This window comes from Labilibaculum sp., from assembly GCF_963664555.1.
Taxonomy (GTDB): Bacteria; Bacteroidota; Bacteroidia; order Bacteroidales; family Marinifilaceae; genus Labilibaculum.
Genome location: NZ_OY761461.1, coordinates 898,130 through 913,624, shown reverse-complemented (window position 1 = coordinate 913,624; position 15,495 = coordinate 898,130). Strand labels below are relative to the sequence as shown.

14 protein-coding genes are annotated in these 15,495 nt (G+C 36.0%); 4 read left to right on the top strand and 10 right to left on the bottom strand.

The features are described 5' to 3' along the window. Nucleotides 1-512 precede the first annotated feature (512 nt). Entirely contained in the window at nt 513-1,418 is a 906-nt protein-coding gene (locus ACKU4N_RS03820; RefSeq protein ID WP_321320748.1) for a DMT family transporter, read from the top strand. Here the strand turns inward: ACKU4N_RS03820 and ACKU4N_RS03815 are convergent. After that, on the bottom strand, nt 1,399-2,742 hold the full coding sequence (locus ACKU4N_RS03815) for an energy transducer TonB (RefSeq protein ID WP_321320746.1): 1,344 nt from the start codon (nt 2,740-2,742) through the stop codon (nt 1,399-1,401). The two genes, ACKU4N_RS03820 and ACKU4N_RS03815, sit on opposite strands and share 20 nt — an antisense overlap. Further along, nucleotides 2,732-3,322, bottom strand: coding sequence for an RNA polymerase sigma factor (locus ACKU4N_RS03810; RefSeq protein WP_321320744.1), 591 nt, complete (start codon nt 3,320-3,322; stop codon nt 2,732-2,734). Before ACKU4N_RS03810 ends, ACKU4N_RS03815 begins: the two co-directional genes overlap by 11 nt. 148 nt (nt 3,323-3,470) lie before the next feature. On the opposite strand from ACKU4N_RS03810, the gene ACKU4N_RS03805 reads away from it, so the two are divergent. After that, a complete protein-coding gene (locus tag ACKU4N_RS03805; protein WP_321320742.1) occupies nt 3,471-5,318 on the top strand; it encodes a vWA domain-containing protein in 1,848 nt (615 codons plus the stop codon). Nucleotides 5,319-5,428: 110 nt separating this feature from the next. Next, a complete protein-coding gene (locus ACKU4N_RS03800) occupies nt 5,429-6,040 on the top strand; it encodes a DEAD/DEAH box helicase (RefSeq protein ID WP_321320740.1) in 612 nt (203 codons plus the stop codon). Between the two features lie 42 nt (nt 6,041-6,082). Here the strand turns inward: ACKU4N_RS03800 and ACKU4N_RS03795 are convergent, their stop codons facing one another. After that, nucleotides 6,083-6,562, bottom strand: a complete 480-nt coding sequence (locus tag ACKU4N_RS03795) for a Dps family protein (protein WP_156197058.1) — start codon at nt 6,560-6,562, stop codon at nt 6,083-6,085. A 233-nt stretch (nt 6,563-6,795) separates the two neighbouring features. Here ACKU4N_RS03795 and ACKU4N_RS03790 point away from each other — a divergent pair, with 233 nt between their 5' ends. Further along, the gene (locus tag ACKU4N_RS03790) at nt 6,796-7,251 is read left to right on the top strand and encodes a hypothetical protein (protein ID WP_124993211.1); all 456 of its coding nucleotides are present in this window, start codon (nt 6,796-6,798) and stop codon (nt 7,249-7,251) included. A gap of 95 nt (nt 7,252-7,346) precedes the next feature. Here the strand turns inward: ACKU4N_RS03790 and ACKU4N_RS03785 are convergent, their stop codons facing one another. From ACKU4N_RS03785 to meaB, 7 genes are all read right to left on the bottom strand, one after another. Beyond that, nucleotides 7,347-8,735, bottom strand: a complete 1,389-nt coding sequence (locus tag ACKU4N_RS03785) for a C1 family peptidase (protein ID WP_321320737.1) — start codon at nt 8,733-8,735, stop codon at nt 7,347-7,349. Between the two features lie 142 nt (nt 8,736-8,877). Continuing rightward, a complete protein-coding gene (lpdA, locus tag ACKU4N_RS03780; protein ID WP_321320735.1) occupies nt 8,878-10,272 on the bottom strand; it encodes a dihydrolipoyl dehydrogenase in 1,395 nt (464 codons plus the stop codon). Between the two features lie 85 nt (nt 10,273-10,357). Then, entirely contained in the window at nt 10,358-11,194 is an 837-nt protein-coding gene (locus ACKU4N_RS03775; RefSeq protein WP_321320732.1) for a metal ABC transporter permease, read from the bottom strand. Between the two features lie 3 nt (nt 11,195-11,197). Further along, nucleotides 11,198-11,938: a metal ABC transporter ATP-binding protein gene (locus ACKU4N_RS03770; RefSeq protein WP_124993214.1), complete on the bottom strand. Its 741-nt coding sequence runs from the start codon at nt 11,936-11,938 to the stop codon at nt 11,198-11,200. Nucleotides 11,939-11,949: 11 nt separating this feature from the next. Further along, on the bottom strand, nt 11,950-12,813 hold the full coding sequence (locus ACKU4N_RS03765) for a metal ABC transporter solute-binding protein, Zn/Mn family (RefSeq protein ID WP_321320729.1): 864 nt from the start codon (nt 12,811-12,813) through the stop codon (nt 11,950-11,952). Between the two features lie 227 nt (nt 12,814-13,040). Continuing rightward, on the bottom strand, nt 13,041-14,135 hold the full coding sequence (locus ACKU4N_RS03760) for a redoxin domain-containing protein (RefSeq protein WP_321320727.1): 1,095 nt from the start codon (nt 14,133-14,135) through the stop codon (nt 13,041-13,043). 91 nt (nt 14,136-14,226) lie between these two features. Further along, nucleotides 14,227-15,354: a methylmalonyl Co-A mutase-associated GTPase MeaB gene (gene meaB / locus ACKU4N_RS03755; protein WP_321320723.1), complete on the bottom strand. Its 1,128-nt coding sequence runs from the start codon at nt 15,352-15,354 to the stop codon at nt 14,227-14,229. Between the last annotated feature and the right edge of the window lie 141 nt (nt 15,355-15,495).

Below are 15,495 nucleotides of genomic sequence, written 5' to 3'. Positions count from 1 at the left end.
AGTGTATATTAAGATTTGCTGAATCTGAAGATTAATTTTTGGCATGATGAAAGTTGGAGTTTAGACTTCAACTTTCATTTTTGCATAAGTTTATGAGCTATTCAGTTAAGATAATTGTGAAAAATGAAACACAATCCAATAATTATAATTTGTGCAATATTAATGCTCAACTTTTTAAAAGTTAGTGCACAAACCCCAAAAAAAAAACACTGTATTATTTCTAGTTGATAAAAACATGAAAGAGTATGAATATTATACTCCACGAATAAATGATAGTATATTTCACATAATAGTTAGGTGTAACTATTACACAGCTGAACCTGTTGTAGTTTAGCCCCAAATCACAAACAATTTGGGGCTGTTTGTATTTTCAAAATGCACAAATGAGCCAACACTCATAAAAAATTGTTTTATATAGTTAAAAATAGTTGCAAGCGTAATTTTCTTCCTTGCCAGAGGGTTTGTTCTTTCCCAAAATTGAATTACTTTCGAGTGCTCTAACACAACATACTATGCACTGGAACAAAGCTTGGTTTCAATATTTAATTTTACTGTTGCTCGCCTTTATTTGGGGATCTTCTTTTATTCTGATGAAAATAGGATTGAAAAGTTTTAGCAGCGAACAGGCGGCAGGAATCCGTATGTTTTTGGCCTCGCTGGTGCTTTTGCCTTATTCAATTAAGAATTTAAAATTTTTGAAAAAAAAGGATCTGAAAAGTCTTTTGATTGCTGGCTTTATTGGAAGTTTTATCCCGGCTTTTCTGTTTACCAAGGCACAAACTCAAATTGACAGTGCATTGGCTGGCATGTTGAATTCTCTAACTCCAATATTCACATTAGCCATAGGAATACTGCTGCATAAAACGAAATTCAAATGGCTGCAGGTTACAGGTCTGGTGATCGGACTAATTGGTGCTTTGGGTTTAATTACTTCAGGCAAGGAGTTGGCTTTGGGAAATGTGAACAGCTATGCCTTGCTAATTGTTCTCGCAACCGTATTTTACGGAATAAACATCAACGAAATTAAATCGAAATTATCTCATTTAACGGGTATTCAGATTACCTCTTTGGCTTTCTTTTTTACCGGTCCTGCAGCACTAATCTATCTGGCAACAACAAATTTCGAACCTGTGCTTCAGTCACCAAACTGGCCAATTCATTTTCTTGCATTGGCGGCTTTAGGAATAATTGGAACCGCTCTCGCCATGCTGTTAATGAATAGCTTAATCAGATACAGCTCTGCAATTTACGCCTCATCAGTAACCTACATCATTCCTGTTTTTGCTATTTTCTGGGGTGTTATTGATGGCGAAACCATTACTATTCTGCATCTGACATGTATGGCATGTATTCTTTTAGGTGTTTATCTTACCAACAAAAGGAAAAAAGTACAAACCTCTACTCAAAATGCAATTTAAGTACCATTCTCACTTTTGAAGAAACAGGAATTCCTCTCGATTTGGCAGGCTCCCAGTTTTCTCCGCTACGGAGTAAGTTTTCAATTTCAGAAACCAATACAGAATCCGGTTTGTCTTTAAAAACAATTTCATCAACAGTACCCGAAGCGGTAACAATGAATGACAATTTCAGCTTATAAGCTCCATGCAAATGTTCAAATTTGGAGTAATCCAACTTTTCAATCAGTACCTTTTTAAAATTCGATATTGATGCTGAATTCGCCGGCCTTGCCTTCTCCCATGAATTGTTTGAATCTTCCAATTGATCTCCATCCGAACCATATGCAACCACAACAACCTCATCCATTGAAACTTCATCTGATTCCAATATCACCAGTAATGTTGAATCAGCCTGAGCATTTATTTCTTTCTGCTCGTAACCAATAAATGAAGCAGTCAGTTTGTAAGTTTTATTTGTATCATTGGCATTAATCTGAAATTGACCGTCCATATTTGTAACAACACCTTCTCCTGTCTCTTTACTAAAAATCTGCACTCCTGGAATTGGCACTTCATCCTCATCTAAAACCACTCCGTTTATCATCCTATTGATATCTTTCTTTGAACTATCTGCGTGAAACGCAAGCGGTTCTTCCTGTTTTTTTTGTTTAGAGACTTCAAGTCCAGCCACTTTCCCTGACAAGGCTTTTTCTATTTCAAGTGTGTTTTCTAAATCAGCATCAGCACTTTTGGTGATTCTATTTACCGACATTTTTTTATTCGTAACAGGTGCTTCAGAAAGAATCTCCGATTTAGAGAAAGTTTCAATCTCCTCATCAACTTCCTCATCCTCAACTACAGCAAATTCTTGTACTTCAGAATCCCCGCTGTCCGAAAACTCAAGTTCTGAATCTTCCTTAAGTGTATCAATAATATCCAGCAATTCAGATTTCTTTGCAGGGAGTTCAGGCTGAACAACAGTAACTTCTGCTTTTTTTACTTCACTTTCCATCTGACTACCAATCATCTCATTCTGAACTGAATATTGATTTAAATACATCAGAACAGAACCTAAACCGATCAAAATTACAATGCTGGCCGCATAAGGAAACCAAATCGGAATTCTTCTTTTTCTTTCCTGTGTTCTTGCGTGTATTTTATTTTTTAATTCTGCAAAATCCTGCTCAAGCTCCTGACTGCTTATTTTCGACAAGCCATCAAAAGCCTCACTATCAAAAGCATCCTGCATCATCTTTTTCTCGAACGCATGTTTCTCCTTCTTCTCCAGTTTATTACTGAAGTAGTCTATAAAGTTTCGATATGTCAATCTACTTTTAAACCTCATGCTTCGATTCTATCTGTTCCAAACAAATTTTCAGGTTTCGCTTTCCGTTCTGAATATAGCTTTTTACCTTTTTCTCAGGAAACTCCAGTTCTTCCGAAATCTCTTTGTATCCCTTTTCCTGATAATAAAACAACACCACACATTGCCTTTGTTCCAATTTTAAGCGTTCAATGCAATGTTTCAGATTATCTTCCAAAGAACTATTTGTCACTTCATCTATAGGATGCAAAAATTCGGCAGATTCCATATTTTGATCGGCAGAAAATTTCTCGAATCTGTTTCGATGTGATTTTTCCTTTCGAATTTCCATTAAACAGAAATTCTTTGTCACAACAAACAACCAGCTCTTAAAATTCTGTATCTCAAATTTAGGGATTTCAACAATTAGACGTTCAAAAATTTGATTTACTGCATCTTTCGCCAATTCCCGATCGCTAAAATGTTTTAATGCTACACCATATACCAAGTGCATGTACCGCTCAAAAAGTTGTCCAAGCACATCCAGATCGCCTTGCTTCCTATACTCTTGAAGCAACTGCAGATCTTCTTTACTTTCCGGATTTTTTTTGAGTCGAAACATTAAAAATATTCACTTAATAAACAATTCATTCACTACCGCGAGTTAACAAAAAAGAAAAAAAGATGAAAACTTTTTATGGAATTTGTTTTCCGATTGCATCCTACAGGTAAATAAGCAAAAAATAAGTATTCATTAAAAAAAGATAGCCATGAGAACAAAAGCAATTCTAATAACACTTATCAGCCTGTTTCTGATAGGAAATTTATCTGCGAAAAGTATAAGCGGAGCTGTAAGCGATGAATCGAATGTCCCAATGCCAGGTGTTAGTATAATAATTAAAGGAACAGGTATTGGTTCTGTTACTAATATTGAAGGAAAGTACACAATAGAAGCCAATGAAAATGACATATTAATTTTTGGATTTATTGGGATGATTGCACAGGAAATTAAGGTAAAGCAACAAAGTATCATTAATGTAATCCTAAAGGCAGAAGACATTAGCCTGAATGAAGTGGTTGTGTGCGCTTATGGAATAAGTAAACAACAAGCAATTACGGGAAGTGCTGCCGGAGTGCGTGTAAAAGGCAGGAAATTCAAAAAGCGCAATCCTGTACTATTAGAAATGATGGATTGCGAAATGGAAGAAGACTTCAACACAGAAGCTTACTCTGCCATTCATGAAAATGGATACAAACAAGCAGTTAAAAATCCACTCTCTACTTTCTCGATTGATGTTGATGCTGCTTCGTACAGTAATGTTCGTCGATTTTTAACAGAAGGAACCAAACCGCCAATTGATGCCGTTCGAATTGAAGAAATGGTGAATTATTTTAATTACGACTATGCGCAACCCAATGACGAGCATCCTTTTTCTATCACAAACGAAGTGGCTGAATGTCCGTGGAACTCAGAAAATTTATTGCTGCACATTGGTTTACAAGGCAAAAAAATTGAAACCAAAAATCTACCGGCATCCAATCTGGTATTTCTTCTTGACGTTTCAGGTTCGATGGATTCTCCAAACAAATTACCATTGCTAAAAAAAGCATTTAAGCTTTTGGTTGGTCAGCTTAGGGAAGATGACAGAGTTGCAATAGTTGTTTATGCCGGAAATTCAGGATTGGTTCTTCCCTCTACTTCAGGATCAAGAAAAGAAGATATCTTAAATGCACTTAACCGCTTAAATGCAGGTGGTTCTACTGCCGGAGCATCGGGACTAAAACAAGCATACAAAGTAGCAAGTGAAAATTTTATTGAAGGAGGAAACAATCGTATTATTTTAGCTACCGATGGTGATTTTAATATTGGTCAATCGAGTAATGCTGAAATGGAGCGATTGATTGAAAAAGAACGTGAAAAAGGAATTTTCATTTCTGTTTTAGGCTTTGGCATGGGAAATTACAAAGATGATAAAATGGAAATTATTGCCGATAAAGGAAATGGCAACTATGCCTACATTGACAATCTTTTGGAAGCAAAAAAAGTATTGGTAAATGAATTTGGCGGTACTTTATTCACCATTGCCAAGAATGTGAAAATCCAGATTGAATTCAATCCTGCTGTTGTGGCAGAATACAGATTGGTAGGATACGAAAACAGAATGTTGGCTAGTGAGGATTTTGAAGATGATACAAAAGATGCCGGAGAATTGGGATCTGGTCACAGCGTAACGGCTCTTTACGAGATCAAGTTAATGAAGAACAAGAAAAAACAAGATCAGGAATTAAAATATCAGAACACAAGTTTAAACGCCAATGCATATACGGGAAACGAACTGGCCACAGTAAAATTCCGCTACAAAAAACCAGATGGTAAAAAGAGTCTGTTATTGGAAAAAATAATTTCCAATACACGAATTGACAGGCGGGAACTATCCAATAACTTCAAATTCTCAGCTTCTGTTGCCGGTTTCGGACTTCTGTTAAGAGATTCAAAATTTAAGGGAAACTGTTCTTACGGTATGCTGATTGATCTGGCTCAACAATCAAAGGGCGAAGACAAAGAAGGCTACCGAAGTGAATTTATCCAATTAATGAAACTTGCCAAGCAATTATAGAACCGAAAAGAGGCATCCCGCGTGCCTCTTTCTTTCAAATATCACTATAAAGTTTCTAATGATGGGATATTTAGTAATTTTGCATTGAATACAAAAAATACAATCACCCAATGTTTTTAAAAAAATTAGATCCACAGCTTTTAGAAGCTATTGAAGAATATGGTTTTGAAACTCCAACAGAAGTTCAAAAGAGTTGCATCTCAAAAATAAAAAGCGGTGTTGATTTATTTGTTAAAGCTCCTGATGAATCCGGGAAAACCCATACTATAATTATTGGTATTATTCAGCAGCTTAAAGCTGATTTTGAGGATGTACCAAGAGCCATTGTTGTTGTTTCGGATAGAGAGAAAGCAATTCAACTGAAAGAACAGTTTCTGGCACTAAGTCACAATACCAGCCTGAGGATATTTAGTGAAGGTGATGCAGGGAATTTACACAACCTGCGTGATAAAATTTATGCCGGTTCGGATATTGTTATTGCAACAGCAAGAAAATTCAACGAATTGTACTCGTTTAGCGGAATCAATCTTAGCAATTTAAAAATAGTTGCCATTGATGATGCTGAGATGATTATTAAAGAACAAATTGTTTCGGATATTAATCGACTATCTGATAATCTTCCCAAATCACAACGAATTGTATTTACCAATAAAATCACCAATAAAATGGAAGATTACATGGAAAACTACATGTATTCTCCTATTGTTATGGATTTTGAATAAAATATAAAAAGTGCCTCCAATAATAATTGGAGGCATTTTATTTTAGCGCAAATATGCTTTAAACATCCAGTTTAGCTTCTCAAAATAAGAAACGTAGGCTGGCAGAATATCTAAAGTTCCTTCATCCTCATTTTCATTTGCCTGAATTAATACTTCTTTTACTTTCCCGATTAAAATATTGTGCGACTGAATAATTTGTTTCACCATATCGGTACCTGAACAATTTGAGTTGGCTTCCTGAATGGTTGAAATGGCAACGTAATCGGAAAAATTTCCCAAAGGATGACCTTCCAATGTTAATACCCGCTCTGCAATTTCATCCACTTTATCGCTGGCGTCAACATACAACTCCTCAAATTTGGCGTGCAACTCAAAAAAATCGTTTCCCCCTACATTCCAATGAAAATTGCGTAAATTCTGATAATACAATTGATAATTGGCCAACAATATTTGCAATTGCTCTACTTCTCTTTCTTTTGCATTTAATTCTGCTACTTCCAGGTTACTTTTACTGTTTTTCATGTTTTCTTATTTTTAGTTTATTAATATTATTTCTAATTCTCTGATACAAATATCACATCATTCAGATTATTAAAAATCATATATCAATAAGAAAAACTTATTAATTAAATTACTGCTCCCAAATCAATATTCGGAGCCGGGTTTTCACCCTGAAAAAAATAAGGATAAAACAGAAGTAGGGTAAATTGGTATCAATTACGGTTATATAGTAATTAAACTAAATAACCAAAAAGATGATTCACAACAAACTCGATAAACTATTTGGGCAAGCGGGATCGATACTTGGTTGGATGATCATGCTTGTGGGAATTTATTCATCCATCCTCCCTCTCACGCTATTATTAGTTCTAATCGGATCGTTTATGGCATTTTCCTACTCTGGAATCTACCTGGACAAGGACGATGAAAAATACAAATTCTACTACGCCTACTTTGGGCTATTTAAATCGGGCTCGTGGAGAAGTTTAAAAAATATTGACCGTGTTGCCGGAATCTCATCTATTATTCTGCGAGATTCCTATATTCCCGAACAAAAAGAAACGAATTTGAAGACAGATGATTGCTTTGTAGTTTTATTTCTGAAAAACCGCAATCGAAGAATTCCTTTTAAAAGATGTAAAGATTTATTGGAAGCCAAACTGGAAGCTCAAAAAATAGGTCAGCTATTAAATCTAAATGTTATTCATTAGCCCAACATAACTCCTTGTCACTACAAACAAGTCACAAACCAAAAAAGAACCTCAAAACAGAGGTTCTCTTTCTATAGATCTATTTTTGATTGAGCCTAAAACATATAATCCCAAACCGGCAGTAATATCGGAGTTGTTTTAAGTGCTTCCTTCGCTTTCTCGTCCAAATAGTTTTTGTTGATTACCACACGAAACATATATTCCGAGAACCATTCATCTGTGAAAGTTAAATATCCATTATTTCCTGAGGTACTTCCCCACGAGTTTTCAAATTCCCATTTCACAGGCACTTCATTTTCATCCACATCAACGCCAATCAATGCCATTGCATGAGAAGAACCGGATTGACGAGTCAAAACTCTGGCTTTTTTATCCATATCGAATTCGACTCCCAGTAAAGAAGCATAATCGTAGGTATTCAAATCCATTACACCCGCTTTTCTGTTGTGTTGTTTTCCTACATCGCAGGATGCATACATTGCTTCATTGTTCTTGATAGAAGCCATTGCAAACTTTTTAATTTCATCATTCGGAAGATTTAAATACGTCCAATTGATTCCTTCCTCAACATTTCTGTAATTCTTAATTTCGTATACCTTATAATAATCACGAGTCGGATCATTCATGATCATCACCAATTCAGTATTCGCAAAATCAGGATTAATTTCAGCCAAAAATTCTTTAGGAGTATACATTTTGCTTTCGCTGATTTTTCCATCAGCATCCTTAAATCTCCATGAAAAATTTACCGGAGGTTCGCCCAAACTTAAAGCCAACATGCGGTAAATTGATTTTAAAGCGGTCATTTTTGCCAATGCAATATCTTTCACCGATGCTTTTTCAGCAATCATATTACGAAGCTTGTATCCCTCTCCTCTTAATTTTTCATTGATCAAGCTTGTAATTTCGCGGGTTTTATTGCTCACCTTTGTTTCCGGCATTACTTCCGCCGGAACAACACCATATTTTTTAGCTACATTAAAAAAAGAATTCCAAACGCCGCCGTCATCAACAGGACCTTTAAAATAAAGAACAACTTCCCGATCATCCATCTTACGATCAGCAGTTGCAATTATATTCTCAAGAAACAAATTTGATTTCTCGAACAAATCCCAGAAATAGTTGTAGTTGTGAGAAAAATCGAATGAATTCAAATTAAATTTTTTCATTACTTCCGGACGAATTGTATTCATAGAAGTAAACATCCAACATCTGCCTGAACTTTCCTGATTCGTAATTCCCTTTACATCAACTCTGTATTTGAAAAAATGGTCTGTTTTTCCAATCTTTTCATGATTGAGAGACAGCTCTCGAATACTTTCCGAATTGGTAATTGCATTTTGAATTGCTCTGCTCGAAGCATCCAATTTGAAACTTGAACGAATCTCGTTCAACATTTTAGCATCTACAGTTCCCTTATTTTGTCCAATTGACATGGTACTGAATGTCAATGCAAGAATAGGTACCAATAAAAATTTCTTCATTTTTTTGTAGTTAGTCGGTTGAAGTTTTAAATTAATTCTCACAAACTTAAAAAAACGAAACTAAAAAAACGCTGGATTTTAATAGAAAAGCCACCCTATAAACTAAAGGATGGCTTTTTATCCAGCATTATTTTCGTATCTCTTAAATGTGAATTACCTCATCGTAAGCAGCCGCCGCTGCTTCCATAATAGCTTCGGACATGGTTGGATGCGGGTGAATTGCCTTAATCAATTCATGACCAGTCGTTTCCAATTTACGGGCAGTAACCAATTCTGCAATCATTTCGGTTACGTTAGCACCCACCATGTGAGCACCAAGTAATTCTCCATACTTAGCATCAAATACAAGTTTAACAAATCCTTCGTTGGCTCCGGCAGCACTTGCTTTTCCCGATGCTGAGAATGGGAATTTACCAATCTTCAACTCGTATCCAGCTTCTTTCGCAGCTTTTTCGGTCAATCCCATCGATGCAACTTCAGGAACTGTATATGTACATCCGGGAATGGTTGTATAATCAATTGGTTCAACATTCATTCCGGCGATTTTCTCAACACAGCAAATTCCTTCGGCCGACGCAACGTGAGCCAAAGCAGGTCCTTTTATAATATCGCCAATTGCATAAACACCTTCCACATTGGTTCTGAAATAATCGTCGACAAGAACTCTGCCATTTTCAGTAGCCACTCCTACCTCTTCCAAACCAATATTTTCGGTATTAGGCGCAATTCCCACTGCTGAAAGCACAATTTCGCACTCATGAACTTCGATTTCGCCTTTCTTATTTTTAATATTCACTTTTAAATTGCCATCCGATCCTTCAACAGATTCAACTGTAGAATTGGTCATGACTTTAATTTTATTCTTCTTGAAACTACGTCCCATTTGCTTCGAAACCTCTTCATCTTCAACAGGAAGAATTTCCGGCAAAAATTCTACTAAAGTAACCTGAGTTCCCATAGTAGAATAGAAGTATGCAAACTCCGATCCAATTGCTCCGGAACCAACTACAATCATTGATTTAGGCAATTTCTCCAAAGTCAATGCTTTGCGGTATCCGATAATGTTTTTTCCATCCTGTGGAAGATTTGGCAATTCGCGGGAACGCGCTCCAGTTGCCAAAATAATATGCTTTGCTTCATGATTGGATTTAGTTCCATCTTCAGCCGTAACTTCAACCGTTTTGTTACCTACTAATTTTCCAAAACCATTGATTACCTCAATTTTGTTCTTTTTAAGCAGGTACTGAATTCCGCCGCTCATTTTTTCAGCTACACCACGACTACGGGCAACCACCTTTTCAAAATCAGGTTTAACCTCGCCTTCTACAGTCAATCCATAATCTCCGGCGTGTTTCATATATTCAAATACTTGTGCTGATTTCAGCAAAGATTTGGTTGGAATACAACCCCAGTTCAAACAAATCCCACCCAATTCGGCGCGTTCAACAACTGCAACATTCAAACCCAATTGTGAAGCGCGAATGGCGGCTACGTAACCACCTGGACCACTTCCTACTACTATTAAATCGTAACTCATTTTATTTTGTTGTTTATATTAGTATAAATTTTGTTTTACTTTATATATTCTTTTTTAATTCAGATCTTTTTCCTCTTCAATTGATTTAGTCCACACTTTTACGCCTAGCCGAAATCATAACTAACTGAACAAGTTTTGCTATCACAAACAGGATTACGAACGAAAAGATAATCGTTGCTCCGGATGGTGCATTAATTCGATAAGAAACCAGTAAGCCAATAAACGATCCCAAAATTCCAAATACTATCGATCCGAAGATCATTCTCTTAAAATCATTCGTAAACATATTGGCTATGGTTTGCGGAATTGTTAAAAACGAAATCACCAGAATAATTCCAACCACTCTAATATTTAAAACAATGGCCAAAGCCACCAATGATATCAGTAAATAATTTAAAAACTGAACCGGAGCTTTCTGCGTTCGTGCAAATTCTTCATCGAAGGCAACAAATAAAATCGGCCGTAACAAGAAGAAAAATACAGCAATTGTGAATACACATAAACCTAAAAGCAGATATAAATCCAAGGCTCCGACAGTTAAAATATTCCCAAATAAAAAACTCATTAAATTGGGTGCATAACCAGGTGTCATGTAAATAAACAGGATACCCAAAGCCATTCCAAAAGCCCATAAAATTCCAATAACAGAATCTTGTCTCACGTCAGTTTTTTTCGAGATCCATTCAATTCCCAAAGCTGATAACACACCAAAAACCGCGGCTCCAAATACCGGATTCAATCCTAAATACCAGGCAAGGCCAATTCCTCCGAAAGAGGCATGTGTAATTCCGCCACTGATAAAAACAATTCTTCGTGCGACAATATAAGAACCGATAATTCCACAGGAAATACTCGCCAGAATTGCTGCTCCAACAGCGTTTAGAAAGAAATTATATTGAAATAACTCTATTAGTTCGTTCATATCTTACTTGTGATGCTTTAGTACTCGGTGAGGAACTTCGCCATGTGTTATTAAATCAATCGGGCAATTATAGGCCATCAACTGCTCTTGCGATATCACATTCGAATCATGGTAACATAGTGTTTCATTCACACAGGCAATTGACTTTACATGAGAACATATTGTTCCAACATCATGAGAGACAACAATAATGGCCATATGAGAATTTAAATGATGAAGAATTTCATACAACTCTCCTTCAAAATTGCTATCCACATAAGTATCCGGCTCATCCAAAATCAACAACTGCGGATCTGCAATAATTGCCCGGCACAAAAATACACGCTGCAATTGTCCGCCAGACAACTCTCCAATATTTTTATTCTTCAAATGAATAATACCCATTTGCGTCATTAATTCATCTGCACGCCTCTTATTCTCACTATTATATCTTCCAAATATCTTTTTATGAGACATTAATCCTGAAAGAACAACCTCTTTAACAGGAATTGGAAACTTATTATCAATTTGATTGATTTGAGGCAAATAACCAATAATACATCTGTCATTACCATCCGGCAGTATTTCTCCCTCAACAGGCTTTATAGTACCCAAAATTACCTTTAACAGCGTTGTTTTACCTCCACCGTTAGGACCGATAATTCCCAAAAAATCATTTTCTTTCACCACCAAATTCACCCCTTTCAATACAATCTTTTCATCGTATCCTGCAGTCAGTGATTTTAATTCCAGAATTTTTTTCATTTCCGACAATTTCAGTCTTTAAGTATAGTAATGATTCTTTTCATTTCAGTCAGCCAATCTTCCGCCAAAGGATCAATAACAACAACATCACCATCAATCTCGGCAACAATTGATTTGGCATTCTCAACATTAAATTGTTTCTGAACAAAAACATGTTTTATACTTAATCGCTGAGCTTCCTCTACCAAATGTTTCATATGAGTTGGAGATGGCTCTTTACCATCCATCTCTACAGATATTTGATGTAAGTGATAATCTCTTGCCAAATAGGTCAAAGCAGGATGAAAAATCATAAACGACATTCCTTTTTTATTCCTAAATGAATCTTCAGCTACCTGATCTAATTCTTCTATTTCAGAAAGAAACTGCTGATAATTTTTCTCATAAATATCCGTCTTTTCAGGAGCCATTTTAATTAGTTCCTGATACAAATTCTTGCTAAGTATTTTTACTGATTTTAGTGATGACCAAATATGAGGATCGATTCCACCTTCATGAAAATGATCTCCATGCTTCTCCTGACCTTTAATCAATTCAATGCCTTTCGAAAGGTCTATAAGCTTAATATCATCAGTTCCTTCCAATAAATTATTCAGCCAAACAGTTTCGAAGGGAATATAACCAATTTTAAAATAAGCGATCGACTTGGCAACATCTTTCATTTGCATTGGGGTTGGCTCATAAGTTGCCGGACTGGCTCCCGGAGGAATCAGAACATTTACTTTAAAATCATTACCTGCAATCCGCTCAATAAAATATTTTTGAGGCAATATACTTACAGAAATCAAATTGGACTCCTTCTCTACTTTACCTGATTGACAAGACATTATAATACCTGCCAGCAAGACTAGAATAAATTTATTTACTAAATACATTTCTATGTTTTGGGATGTTGTTTTATTTAGATCTACTTTAAATAACAAAAGTAGATGTTTTTTTGTTTCCACAAAGATTTTCCTCTTAAATTTTCATTGTATATCACACAGGCAACCGAACAAATTCAGAACTTGAATTTAATGAAAATCAACTCATTTAACAAAAAATGACCCGAAAGATAAGTTTAATTATCTCTCGGGTCAAAAGGTTTTTATTTGCAAAAAAACTACTGAATCAGCTTATCGATTGTAGCTTTCAATTCTTCACCAAATACTTTTGTAGCGGCAATGTTTCCATCTTGGTCAATTACAACTGTTGCTGGAATCCCATTAATGCCATATAATTTTGCGGCTGCAGAGTCCCAAAATTTTAAATCAGATACATGATTCCAAATCAATCCATCATCTTCGATTGCTTTCAACCATTTATCCTTTTCTTTATCTAAAGAGACTCCTAAAAATTCGACACCACTAGCGTGAACTTCATTATACATTTCAACCATATGAGGGTTTTCTCTTCTACAAGGACCACACCATGATGCCCAAAAATCAATAACCACAACTTTCCCTTTAAAAGAAGACAAGCTAAGTGGTGTTCCATCTGCGGTATTCAAAGTAAAATCAGGAGCCGGTTGTCCGATTGCTACTTTTTTCAACACCTCAATCTTATCCTTAAGTAAACCTGCATAAGATGAAGCAAGAGCATTTTCACCTAACAAAGCGTAAACTTCTTCCATTTCGGCTGCATTAAGTGGAGAGGCAATTCGATATGCAACAAATGCTGCCGCAGCAGTGTTACCATTCAACTTTAAAAATTCCTTACTTGCAGTGAATTTATCAGCTTCTGATTTATTAAATTCTGCTTCTATAGAATCCATCGCAACTTGATTCTTTGCTTCCGCTGCTTTTTGATATTCAGGATACAAAGCTTGTTGTTTTTCCTGAAATCCTTTCTGCAGCTCACCAAAATTTGTTAAAACATCTTGATTTAATGAACCGACAACCTTAGCTTCCCTTAAGTTTTCAACATTGGCATCAACAGTAATTGCTGTATTTTCAAGAAACACTTGAATTGCACCTCGCTGACCGTCCAACTCAATATAGTACAGATCCGGAGAGGCAACAGTTCCCTCAAAAGAAAAACCCGTGATGGTCATTTCAGTTGAATCAGTTTTCACCAATTTATTATCCTGAAGTTTAGAAAGATAAACTTTCCCTTCAGTCATACCTTCAACTTTTCCGGTTAATTTGTACTGATCTTTAGATGTACAAGAGCCTAAAAAAAGGCCAATCGCTGCAATTGCGATAAAAATTTTCTTCATGTGATTAAGTATTTTGATCTGTTTTTTTACTAGACATTAAAACTACCAAATAAAACAATAAAAAGAAAAGTTTTTAGGTGAACATAGCACTTTACCCTTTATTTTTTACATCACTAAAATAAGCATCCAATAGTTTGTGTGCAGCAACAAAAGAGCTCATCTCATCATTCAAAACCTTCTGTTCAAAATCAGGAATTTGCCCTTTTATTAATTCCAGATGATAAAATCTATCCCGTAATTGCTCATTAATTGTTTCATACATCCAATATTTGGCCTGTTCACTTCTTCGCTGATCAAAGTATCCATTTTGCTGTGTATGATGGCAATACTCCATAATATTATCCCAAATCGTATCAATACCTGTTTTCTCGATAGACGAACAGGTAAGAACTTTGGGAATCCACCCAGATGGTGATTGAGGAAACAAATGCAAAGCATTTTCAAATTGAACCCTTGCCAATTGAGCTTTGTGAATATTATTCCCATCAGCCTTATTAATACTGATTGCATCGGCCATTTCCATAATTCCTCGTTTAATTCCCTGTAATTCATCACCGGCACCGGCAATTTTAATTAGTAAAAAGAAATCTACCATGGAATGTACAGCTGTTTCCGACTGTCCTACACCAACTGTTTCGATCAAAATAGTATCGAAACCAGCGGCTTCGCAAAGAATTAAACTTTCGCGGGTTTTACGTGCCACTCCACCCAAAGATCCGGCCGAAGGTGAAGGCCGGATATAAGCTTTGGGATCAACCGCCAATTCTTCCATTCGTGTTTTATCTCCCAAAATACTGCCCTTACTTCTCTCACTACTGGGATCAATTGCCAATACCGCCAATTTATGACCCTGTTGGGTTACATGCTTTCCAAATGCTTCAATAAAGGTACTTTTTCCCGCTCCAGGAACTCCTGTTACTCCAATCCTGACAGACTTTCCGGAATAAGGCAAACATCTTTCTATTATCTCCTGAGCTACCGACTGATGTTCATGTTTTGAGCTTTCGGTAAGAGTTATTGCCTGACTTAGCATCCCAATATTCCCTTCTAAAATTCCCTTCACATAATCCTCAACAGAATATTTTTTCCGCTTATTCATTTTAAGCCTATCTGCAATCCTTGGATTAATCGATGGTGGCTTACTTATACCCTTATTCACCTTAAGCGCTTTGTAATCAGGCGCATTTTCAATATGATCTCTTTTGTTTTTATCTGACATGACAAGAAATTTCCTTTCGTTTCTGTTTGCGAAGTTATAAATTTACAAGGTAATGACTTAGCAAACATCATGAAAAGTGTATATGTTTGTTAGCAACATAAAAGGCTTTCCCGATGGAAAAGCCTTTTATATCTTATTTTT

Bases quoted from the DNA above. Each gene is read 5' to 3' on its own strand.
- ACKU4N_RS03820 (WP_321320748.1), top strand. From the start codon at position 513: ATGCACTGGAACAAAGCTTGGTTTCAATATTTAATTTTACTGTTGCTC.
- ACKU4N_RS03815 (WP_321320746.1), bottom strand. From the start codon at position 2,742: ATGAGGTTTAAAAGTAGATTGACATATCGAAACTTTATAGACTACTTC.
- ACKU4N_RS03810 (WP_321320744.1), bottom strand. From the start codon at position 3,322: ATGTTTCGACTCAAAAAAAATCCGGAAAGTAAAGAAGATCTGCAGTTG.
- ACKU4N_RS03805 (WP_321320742.1), top strand. From the start codon at position 3,471: ATGAGAACAAAAGCAATTCTAATAACACTTATCAGCCTGTTTCTGATA.
- ACKU4N_RS03800 (WP_321320740.1), top strand. From the start codon at position 5,429: ATGTTTTTAAAAAAATTAGATCCACAGCTTTTAGAAGCTATTGAAGAA.
- ACKU4N_RS03795 (WP_156197058.1), bottom strand. From the start codon at position 6,562: ATGAAAAACAGTAAAAGTAACCTGGAAGTAGCAGAATTAAATGCAAAA.
- ACKU4N_RS03790 (WP_124993211.1), top strand. From the start codon at position 6,796: ATGATTCACAACAAACTCGATAAACTATTTGGGCAAGCGGGATCGATA.
- ACKU4N_RS03785 (WP_321320737.1), bottom strand. From the start codon at position 8,735: ATGAAGAAATTTTTATTGGTACCTATTCTTGCATTGACATTCAGTACC.
- lpdA (WP_321320735.1), bottom strand. From the start codon at position 10,272: ATGAGTTACGATTTAATAGTAGTAGGAAGTGGTCCAGGTGGTTACGTA.
- ACKU4N_RS03775 (WP_321320732.1), bottom strand. From the start codon at position 11,194: ATGAACGAACTAATAGAGTTATTTCAATATAATTTCTTTCTAAACGCT.
- ACKU4N_RS03770 (WP_124993214.1), bottom strand. From the start codon at position 11,938: ATGAAAAAAATTCTGGAATTAAAATCACTGACTGCAGGATACGATGAA.
- ACKU4N_RS03765 (WP_321320729.1), bottom strand. From the start codon at position 12,813: ATGTATTTAGTAAATAAATTTATTCTAGTCTTGCTGGCAGGTATTATA.
- ACKU4N_RS03760 (WP_321320727.1), bottom strand. From the start codon at position 14,135: ATGAAGAAAATTTTTATCGCAATTGCAGCGATTGGCCTTTTTTTAGGC.
- meaB (WP_321320723.1), bottom strand. From the start codon at position 15,354: ATGTCAGATAAAAACAAAAGAGATCATATTGAAAATGCGCCTGATTAC.